This is a genomic window from Brevibacillus nigriterrae, from assembly GCF_049846925.1.
Classification (GTDB): Bacteria; Bacillota; Bacilli; order Brevibacillales; family Brevibacillaceae; genus Brevibacillus_H.
On record NZ_JBNCMT010000044.1, the window covers coordinates 23,825 to 40,994 of the forward strand.

Sequence of the window (17,170 nt, forward strand, 5' to 3'; positions counted from 1 at the left end):
GAAAACATCACCCCTTTATCAGGTGCATGGCACGCTCCCTTATTGGTTGTATAAATGGCATGCAACGAAGTGGTTGTCTCCAACACTGTTGAATACAGGTCTTTCACTTCTGCATACGTCCATTACTTGGGCACAGCGGGTGTGGAATGTGCAGCCAGATGGCGGATTGGCCGGACTGGGCACATCACCCTGTAAAATAATTCGCTCTCGCTTGATGTCAGGATCTGGGTTCGGTGCAGCAGAAAGCAATGCTTGTGTATAGGGATGCTTCGGATCAGCATACAGTGAAGTTTTATCTGCCAACTCAACCATCCGGCCGAGGTACATTACCCCTACACGATCACTTATATGCTTAACTACACTAAGGTCATGAGCAATAAATAGGTATGTAAGCCCAAATTCTTTTTGGAGGTCCTGCATTAAGTTAAGTACTTGAGACTGGATGGACACATCAAGTGCAGACACAGGCTCGTCCGCTACGATTAATTTGGGGTTTGTCATTAAAGCCCTGGCGATTCCGATCCGCTGTCTCTGACCACCGCTAAACTGATGCGGATATCGTTTAGCATGATAGCTGGACAAACCGACTACCTCGAGCAGTTCATGAACTCGCTTCACCCGTTCACTGCTGCTGCCAATTCCATGTACGATTAACGGTTCTTCCAGAATCTTCTCAACATTGTGACGAGGATTTAAGGAAGCGAAGGGATCCTGAAAGACGATCTGCAAGTCTCTGCGAATCTGTCTGAGTTCACTTCCGCCCATCTTCATCAAATTTTTATTCTCGAATACAATTTCACCTGCTGTAGGTTCAATTAACCGAAGAATGGATCTGCCCGTCGTTGATTTACCACAGCCGCTCTCGCCAACGAGTCCTAATGTTTCTCCCTTGTTCACACTGAAGGAAACATCGTCTACTGCTTTTACTTGCCCCACTTCCTTGGCAAAAATACCGCCAGTGATCGGGAAGTATTTCTTGAGGTTTTTGACTGTAAGAAGTTCTTCTGCCACTTGCATGCTCCTTTCTGGATCGATAGAAATAAGTGAAAGATTTATCTATCTGCTTATTGGTGCAACCAACAGCGAGCTAAGTGACCTTCACTTACTTCGGTTAGCTTGGGCATGTGGCTTCGACACTTGTCCGTTACATGTTCACAACGGGGAGCGAAACGGCAGCCTACAGTTAGAGATCCCGGAATCGGAACATTGCCTGGAATCGAGTAGAGTCGGTCCAGGTCCTCTTCAATTTTCGGGATGGAATTAATCAATCCGATCGTGTAGGGATGCTTGGGATCTTTTAGAATCGTCCGCACATCCGCTTGTTCTACAACGTTGCCTGCATACATAACGATGACACGGTGACACATCTCTGCAACGACACCAAGGTCATGCGTAATCAGCAGGATGGCTGTCCCCATATCTTCATTGAGTCGTCTCATCAGGTCGAGAATTTGTGCCTGAATCGTAACGTCGAGAGCAGTTGTTGGTTCATCTGCTATCAAAAGCTCAGGATTACATGCCATTGCCATTGCGATCATTACACGCTGGCGCATCCCTCCAGACAACTGATGCGGGTATTCATCCACAATTTGCTCGGCTCGAGGAATCCCGACTTTGCGCAACATTTCAATGGAACGTTTGCGTGCTTCATTCTTGCTAACCTTCGTATGTATTCGAATTGCTTCTCCGATTTGATTTCCGATTGTATACACTGGATTCAGGGAAGTCATAGGTTCCTGGAAAATCATCGCTATTTCATTTCCACGAATTTCTCTCATCCGTTTTTCACTGGCTGTTACCAGGTCTTCCCCTTTGAATCGAATGCTTCCGTCAACAATTTTGCCAGGTGGATAAGGAATGAGTCGCATGACGGATAATGAAGTTACACTTTTGCCACAACCTGATTCACCGACTATTCCGAGAATTTCGCCTTTATTGATCGATAAATCAATTCCATCGACTGCGGGAATTTCTCCTCGGTCTGTAAAAAAGTGTGTCCGAAGTTTATTTATTTCAAGAATAGACTGAGTCAAGTAGCGCACCTCTCTCTTTGAATCAATCGGTTGAAGTAGGACTAACTGTGATCATTATGCCATTAACGTAATTTTTTGGCAACATAATAAATTCTAAATATTGATAACAAACAAAAAATAATCCTAGACTTCCATATTTTTCATATCCAAAAATATGGCTTGCAAGGATTATTTTTATTGATATATATGGGTTTTACGGTTGAAAAAATAGTGCGAGCCAATCTATGACACTTTTGGTGCCTGTACGAACGATTGAACCAATTGACTCTCCTGTCTGACTCATATAGTTGACCATTTGGTTGGGTGCTTTCGTCTTCACTTGCTTACCCATTAAAGCGATTTCCACTTCACTTTTATCTACCTTGGTTATATAAAAAGTTTGCGGCTTCTGATCGGGAATACCGTCAATTTTATTGATACCTCTCTCGGCTGTTTGCAGTCCCAACACAACCCCAACAAGCAGGATCATCAGCATGCCCATAAACTTCAGTGTCAGGTTCAAGACATTTCACCTCTTGGAAGGTTGAGTGGGGGGTTCTTTCGTGACTCGCTCTGCTTGCCAGTAATACTCTGCAAAAACATCTGCAAGCGCTTCTGCAGCACGGTAACTTTCGGGAATCGTATTCGCCGTACCGCCAACTTCTACTAACAGACTGCCCGGAGATACCGATTGGTTATACTCCCCATTTCCTTCATTTTCCGTTTTGGCCACGACACCACGTGAGAGTCCGGGGTATTTTTTCTCCATCAGTTCATGCAACTTCTTGGCAAATGCGGTATTTTGCTCGTGGTGTTTATTGCGTGTACCAATGACAAACATTAATCTTGCATAGGTTTTTCCCTTGATCGTAACCGTTGTTTTCTCACGAGACTTGTGGTCACGATGCAGATCAAAAAAATAGTTCATCTCCTTATTATCCTGCTTTGCTGCTTGAATCGCCTTGAGTGATTGAGCATAGGAAAGTGGGTAACTTTTTTTCTGATCAAGCAATTGCTGATAAAAATCAGTATTGCTAAAAATCGTACCGACGCCCTTGTCCTCCAATGCTTCAGCAAACCGCTTGCCAACCAGCGAAATGTTTTCGGACGGATGATCGACAGAACTGGTTTTTTCATTCATCTTGGCAACACTTAACCAGGATTCACGATTATGCGTGTTGTAGACAAATGCGACTTTTTTTGTGCCTGTTGTTGGATACATGGGGGGATTATCTACTGTATCTGCCGGTTCCTCTTCATTTGGATCGCTGGCTGGCTCAGCAGGACCCTCGTCGATTACAACATCCTTAATTCCCGGCGGCGCCGGAGACTCAATATACAGGTCGTCCAACACAAACCCTTGCCCTGGTACAATGACTCTCGCATCCTGAAACGTCAACAGCCCCGGAAGCTCGCGCCCCATCAGGCTACGTAAGTCCCCCGCATGAATTCCTGTGGCAATCCGAAGGAGAAAACTAGTTAGCGTGCGGTTTTCTGGCCCTTCAGGTGCTTGAACCGTTTGACCCAATACCGGTATTTCTGTACTCATCACCTGTAGTAGAGCCAGACTTGATATATTGGAAGTCGCTATTTGAACCGTGGGTGAAGTAAACATTACCCTGCTTGTTTGATTCGCTAGTAAAGCTGTACAAATAAATAAAAGAGCAGTACCAAGCGATAGAATAGCGAAATGTCTTTGTAATAGGGCTGCCAACTCTATCCCTCCTCTTGCTTCGTCTCAGTGCTTCTAACACATACCTATGACGAAGCAAAAATGAATAGAACGAGCAGCCCGAAAAAAATGCTAGTTTTTTAGATTTGAGTCTTACCAGATTCCAAAGAGCTAGATTGACTAGTGTGTGTAGGACCCCGCATTGTTTTCACTGACAACACGGTGCAGTGCAATGTTTAAGCCTTCCGCAATAATGTTGGAAATACCCTCCATAAAATCATCCACTTCTTTGGGTGTCACTACCAGATTCTGTCCAAGCGGCTGGAGCACTTCATGGATGAGTTGAAGTTTCTCTTCTTCTGGCAATTGACCGATTAATCCCATGTAGGTTTGGCGCACTTCCATGTTTGGCAGATCCGCTTCGCTATACGGTTCCTTGCGCTCCGGGACACTGCTCATTGCCAGCTTGTTGAAAGCCCGGTTGTTTTCTTGCATGGATTGCCCGAAATGTCCTAGCAAATAGGTGATCGCATCATTGACAATGGTCGCTGCAAAAACGACAGTCGGGACACCAATGGCGATAACCGGGATACCCAAGGTTGCTTTATCAATGGCTTTTCGCTTGTTGCCTACACCGGAACCTGGATGGATGCCTACATCTGAAATCTGGATGGTAGTATTGACCCGATGGAGTGCCCGTGATGCCAATGCATCAACGCAAATGACGAAATCAGGTTTGCTCTTCTCTACTACTCCAAACACAATTTCACTAGTTTCAATTCCCGTGATGCCGAGAACGCCGGGAGACAAACCGCTTACTTCCCGATAACCATCCTCAACCGTCTCGGGTGCCAATTCGAACAGATGCCTTGTCACCAACAGATTCTCAACAACCATGGGGCCGAGTGCATCCGGTGTTACATTCCAGTTACCAAGACCAATGACGAGCGCCTTTTTATCCTCGGTTAACCCCAGTTGTTCGAGGAATTGCTTGAACTCCTTGGCAAAGCGTCTCATTACGTCATCTTCGAGTTTTGTATCGTTATCTCGCAGCTTGGGAACTTCAATTGTGATATAGCGACCAGGCATTTTGCCAATCTGACGCCCTGCTTCTTCTGTCTGTACTTTGACCCGAGTGACCTTGATTCCCGGTTGTTGATTATCCTCTTCAATGTGGTAACCGCCTGGTAATGCGGCCTCGGACTCGGTAAGCAGTTCATGAGCCTCAACTGCCAAATCCGTACGTATGGAATATCCTGACAGGTCAACATTATGCAGATCAGACATGCAAAACCCTCCTTCAAATATCGCAAGTCGAATCAGACCTCAACCCGCTTTTGGTATAAGTTACTATTAGCTTGCATGAAACTGGGATTTTTATTCGAATTCCTTTCTTGCATTCAGGTTGTCGAAGTGCTAGAATATGATTTGTTGTATTTATGTACTTCCACTGCTTTTTCTGTGAAAAATGTTTCGGCATTTTTCGTGAAAAACTTGGATGGGACCGGAAGCGGTCAATAATTAAACGGTTATGACCGTTTAATTGATTTAAGGAGGTGACACTGATGCCAAATATTAAATCCGCGATCAAGCGTACGAAAACAATCGAGAAACGTCGTGCTCAACGCGCATCCCAAAAATCTGACCTGCGTTCTGCAGTTAAGAGCTTTGAGAAAGCTGTAGCAGCTAACGATGTGGAAACTGCAAAAACTGCTCTTTTAGTAGCTGTTAAGAAATTGGACAAGGCTGCTACTAAAGGACTTATCCATAAAAATGCAGCAAATCGTCAGAAATCCCGCTTGATGAAAAAGCTCAACGCTCTTGTAGCGTAATGGATGAAAATGAACAAAACCCATGAACACTCGTTCATGGGTTTTTCTTTTCTTGCGCGACTCTGGTGATAAACAACTCGATTGCCAATTGCTTGTTCACTTGTCCCGACTTCATGCGGTAATCCTCTTCCGCCAGTTGATGCAACAGGCGTCTAAGCCCTTCCTCTTCGAAGTGTTTCGACTGCTCCATGGCTTTTTTGATCGCAAAGGGGTGAACTTTCAGCATGGTGGCAAGCTGCTGCTGAGAGTACCCTCTGGGTGCCCATGTTTTTACATGGAGCAGCATGCGAATCTGGCGCGCAAACAGTGCCAAGAGTTTGATTGGTTCTTCGCCCATCTTGGTCATGTCATACAAAATTCGAAATGCCTCTGACAAGGTTCCGCTAACCACTGCTTCAATCAAGGCAAAGACATCCTGCTCCAATGTCCTCGACGCTAACATACGAATCACATCTCGGTGAATGATTCCCTCTTCTTCATTCACATACAGGGACATCTTCTCAATCTCTTTATCCAGCAGACGAAGATTGCTGCCAGCATACTCCACCAGGAGGATCGCCTCATCACGTTTTATGACACGCTTATACTTTTGTGCACGCCTCTCAATCCAAGCGTACAGTTCGGTATCTCGCAATGGTTGGAACGGAATCGTGACCGCTTTTTGTTGCAGCGTCTTAACCAGCTTTTTTCGTTCATCCAATTTGTCTGCATCAACCGTGATAAACAAGGATGTGTAGGTTGGGGGCTCGTCCAAATAGTGAAGCAACGCTTCCGGCTCCACCTCGACTTTGGTCGGTGGTTTTGCTCCGGTTAAGAAAAAAGCATTCTGCGCGATGACAACTCGTTGATCAGCCAGAAACGGAAATGTCTCTGCGTCTTGCAAAATAGCAGCTAACTGCGTCTCCTGACAGTCGTATACACTTACATTCAAATCAGCATAATCAGGGGCGATCATTGCGTTACGGGCAAATGCAATGAATTCTTCCATCAGAAAACTCTCAGTCCCGTACAACAGGTAAACCGGAGCGAACCGTTTCTCTTTTATCTCCCTAACAGCCGCACGTAATGGCATTGGTGCAGCCTCCTTTATTCTCGGTATCCTGGCTATTATATCAGATTTGGACCAAGCAAAAAACCGTAGCGAGCGGCCACGGCTTTTTCGTCTATATGCACCTTTATGTAAACGCTTAGGGAAAAGCCCCGGGAATCCTTCTACCTAAGCGGTAAGCAGGGGGTGCTTGATACTGCATCATATGCATCCGCTACTTGATCGGTGCTGATCAAAAAACACATTTATTTTTCCGAACTTAGCTTCAAAATGAAAGAACCAGAATGAATGAAATGATCATTGCATGATGATGCTACTCATCAACCTCGGCTTCATCATCGTCTATTTCCTTATCTTTGTCTTTGCCGTTATTTTTGTCTTTATCTTTTCCGTTATCTTTTTCTTTGTCTTTGTTCTTCCCATTTCCTTTTTCGGATTCATTTGTCCCAACTGAATTCGCATTTTTGCCATTACTGCCTTGATTTTTTGCATTCTCAGAAGCAGATTTTTTGTCATCATTCGGCGGAACGGCCTTGCCCGTCTTCGGATCCTTTATTTTGCTGTTTCCTTGGCCTTTATCTTTATCCTCGCCCTTGTCTTTGTCCTTATTTTTGTCTTTCCCCTTGTCCTTGTCGTCCACTTTTCTATATTGATTCGACCAGGATGGATTTTGCGGATTTTCTTTTACAACGGCAGACTGATCCGGTGTTTCTGGCGGCTTCGTTTGAGTCGTGTCGGGATCAGGTGTTTCCGTCGTTTCCTTTCCGGTAGGAGTTTGCTCCTCCACAGGGTCTTGCTTCGAAGGTGGCTCCTTTGTTACATTCACTTGCTGCACGTCTCCATTGCCATTTCTGTTGTCATGTTGATCTGACAAGATCGCCTTGTGTGCCATCGTGTACATCCCAAACATCAAGCAAGCTGCAACTACCCCACTTGATACTTTTACCAGCCATGCAGGAAGTTTGTATTTAGACGACTCCACTGATGCTGCAATACCCTTCTTCTCTAGACGAGGCAATTTTACAATGCTAGGTTGTGCTTTGGCGGCTGCGGGTTCAGGAGACGGCAAATCCATCTCTAATTGAGGAAGTATGGAATCAACGAGACTAAAAGGAGGTGTTACCTTTGGCAGTTGTTCCAGACTATCCGAGACACGGGACAGACGTGAGTGAACTAATTGCAGTTCAGGATCGATTTGAAGTTTTCGCTCTAACATTTCTTTTTCAACTAGACTCAGTTCACCGTCAAGATCTCGCTGGATCAAATCGATATAATCTGCTCTATTCATCACCCTATCCCTCCTTTCTGGTAGTCATGAAGATGTTCTTGAAGCTGCTGCCTGGCTCGAAACAAATATGACTTGACCGTATTTAACGGCAATTCCAATGTTTCGGCAATTTCTTGATAAGAAAAATCCTCAAGGTAACGAAGCACAACCACACTTCGGTAATGGGGCGGCAATTTATCAATCGCTACTTTGATGTCACTTGACAGGTGTGTTAGCAAAATCTCCTCTTCCACGTTCGATTTATCAACCAAGGTCAGCTCATGTTCATCAATCGACACCGTTTCCTTCCTGGCTCGGAACTTATCCATACAGAGATTGGTGACAATACGCTGCACCCATGTCGTGAATTTGGCTTTTTCCTCAAATGTATCCAACTTTCGGTAGATTCGTATCAGCGCTTCTTGAGAGGCGTCCAGTGCGTCCTGTTCATTACCCAAAATGTAATAGGCTGTGCGGTACACTACGTTCTCAATGGATCGAAGCAGTTCTATCATGGCTTCACGATCCCCGCGCTGAGCTTTACGAATCAGCTCATCTCCTCCCATTTTGCTCATCTCCTCCCTTCTGACGTGAAGAAGTGACGGTAAGTTGCACCTCTTATTGATTAATTTTCTGGAATTTTCTCTGGCACAAAATGACAAGAAAAAAATGAGGACAAGTTCGTTCTTTTCGAACTTCCTCTGTACGTTTAGTTATCGTCAAGATAAGCTTTCATTTCAATGCTTTCGGGTGAAATTACCACTGTAATTGCCCCCTCTTCATCAGTTCGAAACACTTTTGTTTTCATTGCTGAAAATCTCTCAAGAACTTCCTCGTGCGGATGACCGTAGCGATTTTGCCTGCCAACAGAAATAACGGCTGTCTTGGGTAAAACAGCATCCAACAGTTCTTGGGATGAAGAGGTTTTGCTTCCGTGATGCCCTGCTTTCAAAATATCAACGACTGGGAGTCCACCCCTTCTTATCAGTTGCTGCTCCCCAGTACGCTCCAGATCGCCTGTAAATAATATGCGCTTGCCGTATGCTGATAGTAGCAATACGACAGAAGCATCATTTCCTGTCAACTCTTTTTCATTTGGCGCAGCAACGGGAGACAACCACGACCACTGAACTCCAGGCTGATCTTCCCACTGTACCGGGTAGGAACTTGTATAAACGGGTACGTTTTTTTGTCCAAGATAGTCAAGAATCTTTTGTTCGGCTTCTTTGGGTGTATCGGTGTTTATAAACGCTCTCTCAATTTGTAAAAAGGGAAGAATCGATTCAAGTCCACCAACATGATCATTGTCGGGATGAGTCATGACAAGCGTATCAATTCGCTCAATTCCACGACTTCTGAGATAGGGCAAGACCGTATCTTTGCCTACCTCAAACGGGTCCCGCTTCTTCTTCCAGGTTGGTTGTGGAGACTGAAATGTCCCCCCGCCATCAATCAAGTATACTTTCTTCTTCCCAATCTCGACAATAATAGAATCTCCCTGTCCAACATCAAGGAAGGTAATTCGCACCTGCTGATTGCCTGTAAATGGCTGATGCAAACCGAATAGAAGGAGGATAATACAGACTATGTAAAGACTAACATCTCGAATCCGATGATAGCCTCGAATCCAAAGAAATGGAATACCGATACAGATTGCCCCGTACAGCAAATACCACCACCAGCCAGGCTGCCGCCAATGGTGAAAGGGAATCCAGATTTGATCAGCCTTCTGCAACCAATCATGCAATACATCAAGAATCCATGTGTTGGTCTCGGTCAGGAAATAAGAGAGCCCTGGATGCGCATGTGCCACAATCAATGATACATAACCCGCAGGAAGAATCACAAAGGATATGATTGGTACATAGATCAAATTAATAAGCCACGATAACAAGGAAAATTGATGAAACCAGTAAATAATGATGGGAAAAGACGCCATTTGAGCAACGATAGCGACTGAAATAGATGTATAAATCCATCGGGCAATCTTGCCTTTCAGCAACTCCAGCATGGGAACATAGATGACCAGAACAAGTGTCACAGCAAAAGAAAGCTGAAACCCCGCCTGCCATAACTGGTACGGATTCATGAGCAGCATGAACAAAAGCGTATAGCCCCAACTCGTGGTCATTGGAGTTTTGTGACGAAATTGAATAGCAAATAATGCGATTCCTCCCATAATCCCCGACCGGACGGCAGAAGGACTCGCTCCGACTAAGCAGACGTAACCCAACAAAAAAGCGCATGTAAGCCAAAAACTGAATGCTCCGGTCACTCCCACCCTTCTCAAAATCCATAGCCATCCAGAGGAAACCAATGTCACATGAAGACCGGAAATGGCTAGTACATGCAGAAGTCCCATGCGAGAATAGATATCCGTCAGTGCAGGTGTAATATCGGTTTGAATTCCTAGCAGAAGTGACTTCATATAGCCGGCTGCTTCTGGATTTCGATAGATTTGGACTAATAGCTCTCCTTCCTTTGTTTGCCTGCGATCAAACCAGCCTGACAGACTTTTGGGATTGGAGATAACCTCAATTTGCTGAAATGTGGTGTTTGCAACCACTTGAATCCCCTGCCACCGCAAGTACGACCGATAATCAAAGCTACCAGGATTTCTGGCGGGTTCTGGCAGTGAAACATCCATTTTTCCGGTCACGGCATCACCGATGAACCACTTGTTCACTTCCTCTATTTGTTCCTCTTCTGTAAGCTTTAGTCTTACTACAATTCTCTCATCAGGAGAGAAAAAACCGAAAACCCCTTGTCTTCTGATCAAGGGATGATCCTTTACATCGGCAACCCTCAAGGTAAAAGAAACAGTATCCCCATCTCGTTTTACCTTTGTGTCAATCTCGCCAGTGAGCACGAGTGATTTTCCAACATCGACAACCTTTTTCAGCTGTGACTCATGCAAAGCGTCATATAGCTGAAAGTATCCTGAAGCAACCAGAATAACCAGAAGGAACGCTCGGCATTTTTGGAGTGGGGTAAATGAGAACAGGTGAGAAAACAAGATGAGCAGGAAAACTTCTAAACAAATCCACAACAGATTCACATAAGCTCCGAGACATAGACCAATGGCAAAAGCAACGCTTGCCGGAAATACCGGAAGTACAAATGACCCCAACGCTCCCCCCTCCCTTCACGCCAAAATCTACCTGTAAGCGTATCGTGCATACGAGGGACAAAAAAAGAGGGTAAGTCCATACGTCCTGTTGACTTCACCATTTTCGGCTGACAAAATATAAAAAAATAGAGAAAAAGGTGATCTGGAGAGATGAGAAAATCATGGGATCAATACTATTTGGATTTAGCAGATGAAGTAGCTACCAGAGCAACGTGCAACCGACTACAGGTAGGTTGTGTGATCGTCAAGGAAAACCGTATCGTTTCTACTGGATATAACGGTTCCATCCACGGTCATCCTCATTGCACAGAAGTTGGCTGTCTATTAAAGGACGGTCGTTGTATTCGCACATTGCACGCAGAAGAAAATGCGATCTTGCATGCGAGAAGAGATGATTTGAACGGGGCAACAGCATATGTCACTCATGAACCTTGTGAAAACTGCACCAAACGACTGAACCAGGCGGGTGTCATCAAGGTTGTTTTCAAACATGGCTACAATAATGAATTTAACAAACATTTCATTGAACCAATGGAATGGGTTCATTATAAATAGACGATTTGCCCCATGTTTTGTGAGATGGTTCTCTTCCGCCGGTTGGATTGCACTGGTAGGTAATACGTGATAGATTAAGCTATAGTGTATTTTTGTGAGAGGAAGAGTTATTCATATGTGTGGAATAGTAGCACTCTACAATAAGAGGCATATCCCCGTCCAACCTGAGACGATTCAGAAAATGACAGATGTCATTCTCCACCGTGGTCCAGACGATGACGGTTTTCATGTTGAAGATCATATCGCATTAGGTTTTCGCCGTTTGAGTATTATTGACGTAGAAGGCGGACATCAGCCTTTATTCAATGAAACAAAGGACATGTACATCATCGGTAACGGTGAAATCTATAACTACAAAGAGCTGCAAAACTGGTTAAAGGATCGTGGTCACCAATTTGAGACCGACTCCGACATTGAAACCATTTTGCATTTATACGAAGAAGTCGGATTTGATGCTCCCAAGCATCTGAGAGGGATGTTCGGCTTCACCATCTGGGATCGCAAGAAGCAAATCCTGTTTGGCGCACGAGATCACTTCGGAATTAAGCCGTTGTACTATACACAAACAGCCGATTCCATCGCAGTTGGAAGTGAAATTAAGAGCTTGCTGGAGTGTCCTAATGTGAAACGAGAAGTGAATCAAACTTCTTTTTATCACTATCTGACTTTCCAGTACGTCCCTGATCCAAATACGATGTACGAAGGAATCTATCGTATCCCGCCATCCCATTACTTCGTGATCAAGAATGATGAGATTACTGTGACAAAGTATTGGGAAGTGGAATTCAAACCGGACGAGAGCAAGCCATTCTCCTATTTCGTCGAAGGCACTCGAGAAATCATGATAGAGTCTGTTGACAAACATAGGGTAAGTGAAGTGCCTCGTGGTGCGTTTCTCTCCAGTGGCGTTGATTCGAGCAGTATCGTCTCCATGTTGAAAACCTTTGAACCGGTTAAAACATTCTCTGTAGGCTCTGACATTCCGGGCTACAGCGAACTCGACTACGCCAGACGTACCGCCCAGTACCTAGGTACAGAACATCATGAACTGGTGATTACAGCAGACCGTTACATGGAAGAGCTTCCTCGACTGATTTGGCATCAAGATGAACCGGTTGCTGACCCTTCAGCGATTCTCTTGTACTTCGTTGCAGAGCTTGCCAGTCAGCACGTTACGGTGGTTCTCTCCGGTGAAGGTGCTGATGAGTTCTTTGGAGGCTACAACATCTATCGTGAGCCACAATCCCTGAAAATGTTCTCCTACATGCCTTCCTGGATGAAAGGCTCGCTGCGCAGCATCGCTGAGAAGCTTCCTGATACGGTGAAGGGCAAAAACTTCCTGATCCGTGGTTCCAAGACGGTAGAAGAGCGATTCTTCGGTAACGCATTAATATTCAGTGAAGAATTGAAAGAACGGGTTGTCATGGAAGATATTCTTCATTCTGGCAACTACCGCTCTCCTTGGACAATTACCAACGAGATTTATAAAAAAGCAAGCCATTATGATGACGTGACCAAAATGCAGTATCTTGACATTCATACATGGCTTCGCGGGAACATCCTGATGAAAGCCGATAAGATGACGATGGCAAATTCATTGGAGCTTCGAGTTCCATTTATCGATCCAAAAGTATTCGAATTTGCTTCTACCATCCCGACGAAATACAAAATTGCCAACGGAACAACCAAACACGTACTGCGTGAAGCGATGAAAGATTTCCTGCCTGCAGAAATCAAAACTCGTCCTAAATTGGGCTTCCCGGTTCCAACTCGCCATTGGCTGAAAGAGCAATTCTATCAGTGGGCAAAAGAAATTATATTTGAAGCAAAGGTAGATCATCTGATCAATAAAGCATACGTTCTCTATATGCTAGATGAACACCGGGAAGGTCATGCTGATTACAGCCGAAAAATCTGGACGATTCTGGTCTTCATGCTCTGGCATCAAATCTTCATTGAACAAAAACATTCGTTTGGCCCTTACGTGAGCCCGAATGTACAACTGAGAAGAAAAAAATCAGAACTCCAGCATATTGGCTAATTCCATTAATTACTTTCAAAAAATAGAAGGCACTTTCAAAGGTGCTTTCTTTTTTTTTTGAAATTTTTTTGCTCTTCCCTCTGTCTTTTTCTAGGCTAGAACTAGAACTATAGCAAAGCTTCTAACAAATCCTAGATGAAATTTTGGAGGTGGCATTCAAATGCTATTTGCATTGTGGGAACGATACCGTGTCTTTATTTTGGCCATAGTCATATTACTTTTTCTTTCTCTTAGCTTCCTTTTTTACCCTGGCTCAACTGATATCGAACCGTCTATTCCTTTCCAAACCCCTGCATACGCTTCTGAGCAGACGAAGCAACCTTCCGCCTCTGAGATTCAAGTACCAGAAACACTCTCATCCAATTTCCTTGAGCAGCCTGAGAGTCCAGGCAAATCTGCAAAAGAGCTATTCGTTGATGTGAAAGGAAAAATAAAGCAGCCAGGCATCTATTCTTTTTCTTCCAATGAGAGAGTCCATCATATAATTTTACGTGCGGGGGGATTTCTCCCTGATGCGGATCGAAATCGGGTCAATCTGGCATTGCCACTAAGTGACGGCATGGTTGTCTGGGTGCCTTCTGTAACAGACAAGACCTCTTTAGGAAGCTCACTCCCCTTACCATGCGGAGAAGTTCAAAGTAAACCTTTATCACCATCTCCGTCAAATACGTCATCTGGAAGCGATAAAATTAACCTCAATACGGCTTCACTGGATCAACTGCTTTCTTTGCCTGGTATAGGTGAAGCGAAAGCCAAAGCGATACTAACCTTCCGGGAGAAAAAAGGAGGGTTTAAAAGCGTGGAACAACTTCTTGAAGTTACAGGTATCGGGGACAAGATGTTTGAAAAGATCAAGGAGAAAGTTACTTTATAATTTAAAAATAGCGAGGGCGCATGATTTTGCATGCGCCTCTCACAGATACCAGCTATTCAACTCTTCTTTTAATTAGTCACTCACGAATTCTGTTCCATCTACCTGCTTAGTAGCTGTATGGGGCATTGTCGCTTCTGCAATCTCGGCAAACGCCCAATGGCTTCTTGGAACATCCGTCCAAATTTCTACCGTGACACCTGAGATCGGACCTCTATTTGTCAATCGATTGAACAAAGTTACTGCCTCAGCTCGGGTAAGCCCTTGATTCGGTCGGAATGATCTTTCATCATACCCTTTCATCGTTCCCGACTCCGCCACAGCCATTATGCTCTCTTCTGCCCAATGACCCTTGATGTCGAAAAAGACAGTTCCTTTTCCTGGTATTGTGAGCTTCTTCCATTTCGAGATGATTACTGCCATCTCAGCTCTGGTTATTTTGGCATTCGGATGGAATAATCCATTTCCATCCCCCATCATCAGACCAGCGTTCCTTACTTGCTGAATTGATTTTGCTGCCCAATGATTCGCATGCACATCGGCAAAACTTGTTTCCACTTCCCCTGCCTGCTGAGTATCTACTGCATTTAGAAAGTGAACAAGTATTGATGCCAATTCCGCTCTTGTCAACGCAGAGTTAGGCTTGAAGGTCAAATCGGAATAGCCCATCATATACGATTGATGATGAACAACTTCTTGCTTTCCTTTTAAAGAAAGAATCGTAAACGTGCTGAATTTGTCGATCTCAATCTCGATTCCAATGGGTTTTCCATTCTGATCATATTGGATTTCTCCGTTCTTGAGTTCATTAGTTCCATCCATATGATCTACATAAACAGCCAAGGAGGAAAGGAAGGCTCGCTGCGCCGTAAGTTCGGTTGGCAGATTGACGTCATCCAGAGGGAACATGACTTTCGTCCGAAGATTGCTGTAGTTGGTTTCGATCATCATGGGCTTGCTGACAATCTGTATATCCTGTCCACCCGCCACACGCTTTACTTCATTTATGGTTCGTTTACTCACACTCTGTTCCTCTTCCGGTTTTTTGATCGGTACGATCCGGAAGTACAGTTCATTACCCAATGTCCCAACCATTTCTTTTGAGATGGTAATTGTCACATCATTTGTCTTGATCTCAATAGAAACATTCTGCTCCTTTATCAAGCCAAGTGCTGCTTTTGCTACTTTAACCGACACCTCATCGGCAGCATCTTTGGGTAAATCGTCAATAACAATTCGTATCGCATCTTCTTTATTTTTCGCCACTTTTTTCAGGATATCGTTTGCCTTGTTCTTGTTTAGAACGACTTCATCCACCTGTTTGTTATCCGCAGACATTTTTCGAATAATCTCAACCTGCTCCATTAATGAGCGGTCATTCCCTGCTTCCACAATTACGAAGCGTGCGGTTTCTTTAGGCGTGGAGCTGTCATTTGTATTTGGCCTTTCATCCCTATCCTTACCCCTGTCATTGTCACGCTTAGGTGCCGCATCGACAACCACTCGAATGGTAACGTTAAGCTCCTTACTGTTTTCAATACCATCAGGGAGATTTACTAGCGTTCCTTTTACAGTAAACCTCTGCTCCTTCTTATTGTCCGGGTCATAACTGGAATCTGCTACATCCCAGCTTACCTCTACTTTGATGGTTGTACCATCATCCAGTTTGACTTTCACCTTTTCAGGCAAACCAAGAGCAGACGCTGTTTTCTTTGTACCGTTCGCTACATCCTTGATAGCCGATGGATCGAAGACCTCAACGATGTTTCTTGGTTGCCCTACTACATCTGCCCCTTCTACCGTGACACGAATACTGGCTTCGAGATTTTGACTATTGGTAACACCTTTTAGGAGATTAACCAGCTCACCTGTTACAGTGAAGGTCTGCTCTTCCTCGGTGCTTGGGTCATAACTGGAATCTGCTACATCCCAGCTTACCTCTACCTCAATGGTAGAGCCATCATCCAGTTTGACACTCACCACTTCTGGAAGACCGAGGGCAGCCGCTGTTTTCTTGGTACCGTTCGCTACATCCTTGATAGCGGAAGGATTGATGACCTCAACGATGTCTTTAGGTACTTCAACTACATCTGCGGCATTTACAGTGATGCGAATACTTGCAGTCAGTCCTTGGCTATTGTTTACACCGTTTGGCAGATTCACCAGCGTTCCTGTTACTGTAAATTTCTGTTCTTCCTTATTGCCCGGGTCATAGCTGGAATCCGCAACGTCCCAGCTTACGTCTACATTAATTCTGCTGTTATCGCTCAATGTGACTTCCACTTGCGTTGGCAATCCAAGGGCTGACGCTGTTTTCTTGGTTCCATTCGCTACATCTTTGATAGCCGAAGGATTGATGACCTCGACGATGTATTTTGGAACCTCTATAACGTCTGCCGCTTTTACGGATACTTGAATACTGGCAGTGCGATTTTGACTATTGGTAATACCGTTTGGTAGATTCACTGGTGTTCCTATTACTGTGAAAGTTTGCGCTGTTTTTGTTGCTGGATTGTAGATCGTGCTCGCTACATCCCAGTTCACGTCTACATTGATTTTGCTGTTGTCGCTCAAGGATACTTTCACTTGTGCTGGCAGACCCAGGGCTGACGCTGTTTTGGCTGTTCCGTTCGCAAGTCCTGTGATCGCTGGCAAGCTCGCCACCGCTGTGATGTCCTTTGTCGTCACCGCTTCAGCATCCACCGTCACACTGATGCTCGCTGTTTTGCCGGTTGTATTGGT

The 17,170-nt window shown here is 44.6% G+C and carries 14 protein-coding genes; 4 read left to right on the plus strand and 10 right to left on the minus strand.

Going from position 1 to position 17,170, the window contains the following annotated elements:
• Positions 1-39 precede the first annotated feature (39 nt).
• The 5 genes from ACPW7N_RS23745 to gpr all read right to left on the minus strand — a co-directional run bounded on the left by ACPW7N_RS23745 (position 40) and on the right by gpr (position 4,971).
• Complete coding sequence (locus ACPW7N_RS23745; RefSeq protein WP_425654003.1) at positions 40-1,011, minus strand: ABC transporter ATP-binding protein; 972 nt, start codon at positions 1,009-1,011, stop codon at positions 40-42.
• Positions 1,012-1,064: 53 nt separating this feature from the next.
• A complete protein-coding gene (locus ACPW7N_RS23750; protein WP_425654004.1) occupies positions 1,065-2,033 on the minus strand; it encodes an ABC transporter ATP-binding protein in 969 nt (322 codons plus the stop codon).
• A 193-nt stretch (positions 2,034-2,226) separates the two neighbouring features.
• Positions 2,227-2,535, minus strand: a complete 309-nt coding sequence (locus ACPW7N_RS23755; protein ID WP_425654005.1) for a DUF3679 domain-containing protein — start codon at positions 2,533-2,535, stop codon at positions 2,227-2,229.
• Between the two features lie 6 nt (positions 2,536-2,541).
• Positions 2,542-3,726 carry a stage II sporulation protein P gene (gene spoIIP, locus ACPW7N_RS23760; protein ID WP_425654006.1) on the minus strand — a complete coding sequence of 395 codons (1,185 nt, stop codon included), beginning with the start codon at positions 3,724-3,726 and terminating at the stop codon, positions 2,542-2,544.
• A gap of 138 nt (positions 3,727-3,864) precedes the next feature.
• Positions 3,865-4,971 carry a GPR endopeptidase gene (gene gpr, locus ACPW7N_RS23765; RefSeq protein WP_425654007.1) on the minus strand — a complete coding sequence of 369 codons (1,107 nt, stop codon included), beginning with the start codon at positions 4,969-4,971 and terminating at the stop codon, positions 3,865-3,867.
• Positions 4,972-5,249: 278 nt separating this feature from the next.
• Here gpr and rpsT point away from each other — a divergent pair, with 278 nt between their 5' ends.
• A complete protein-coding gene (gene rpsT / locus ACPW7N_RS23770) occupies positions 5,250-5,516 on the plus strand; it encodes a 30S ribosomal protein S20 (RefSeq protein WP_425654010.1) in 267 nt (88 codons plus the stop codon).
• Positions 5,517-5,550: 34 nt separating this feature from the next.
• Here rpsT and holA read toward each other — a convergent pair whose 3' ends face one another.
• From holA to ACPW7N_RS23790, 4 genes are all read right to left on the minus strand, one after another.
• Entirely contained in the window at positions 5,551-6,588 is a 1,038-nt protein-coding gene (gene holA, locus ACPW7N_RS23775; protein ID WP_425654011.1) for a DNA polymerase III subunit delta, read from the minus strand.
• A 289-nt stretch (positions 6,589-6,877) separates the two neighbouring features.
• Positions 6,878-7,852, minus strand: coding sequence for an anti-sigma factor family protein (locus ACPW7N_RS23780; RefSeq protein WP_425654013.1), 975 nt, complete (start codon positions 7,850-7,852; stop codon positions 6,878-6,880).
• Entirely contained in the window at positions 7,852-8,397 is a 546-nt protein-coding gene (locus ACPW7N_RS23785) for an RNA polymerase sigma factor (RefSeq protein WP_425654022.1), read from the minus strand. Before ACPW7N_RS23785 ends, ACPW7N_RS23780 begins: the two co-directional genes overlap by 1 nt.
• Before the next feature lie 143 nt (positions 8,398-8,540).
• The gene (locus tag ACPW7N_RS23790) at positions 8,541-10,961 is read right to left on the minus strand and encodes a DNA internalization-related competence protein ComEC/Rec2 (protein WP_425654015.1); all 2,421 of its coding nucleotides are present in this window, start codon (positions 10,959-10,961) and stop codon (positions 8,541-8,543) included.
• 150 nt (positions 10,962-11,111) lie between these two features.
• On the opposite strand from ACPW7N_RS23790, the gene ACPW7N_RS23795 reads away from it, so the two are divergent.
• The 3 genes from ACPW7N_RS23795 to ACPW7N_RS23805 all read left to right on the plus strand — a co-directional run bounded on the left by ACPW7N_RS23795 (position 11,112) and on the right by ACPW7N_RS23805 (position 14,431).
• The gene (locus ACPW7N_RS23795) at positions 11,112-11,516 is read left to right on the plus strand and encodes a deoxycytidylate deaminase (protein WP_425654016.1); all 405 of its coding nucleotides are present in this window, start codon (positions 11,112-11,114) and stop codon (positions 11,514-11,516) included.
• 115 nt (positions 11,517-11,631) lie between these two features.
• On the plus strand, positions 11,632-13,557 hold the full coding sequence (asnB, locus tag ACPW7N_RS23800; protein WP_425654017.1) for an asparagine synthase (glutamine-hydrolyzing): 1,926 nt from the start codon (positions 11,632-11,634) through the stop codon (positions 13,555-13,557).
• 160 nt (positions 13,558-13,717) lie between these two features.
• Positions 13,718-14,431 (plus strand): helix-hairpin-helix domain-containing protein, encoded by a 714-nt coding sequence (locus ACPW7N_RS23805; RefSeq protein ID WP_425654018.1) that lies wholly within the window; start codon positions 13,718-13,720, stop codon positions 14,429-14,431.
• A 72-nt stretch (positions 14,432-14,503) separates the two neighbouring features.
• Here ACPW7N_RS23805 and ACPW7N_RS23810 read toward each other — a convergent pair.
• Positions 14,504-17,170, minus strand: a 2,667-nt coding sequence (locus ACPW7N_RS23810) for an S-layer homology domain-containing protein (RefSeq protein ID WP_425654019.1), incomplete at its 5' end; no start/stop codon positions are given.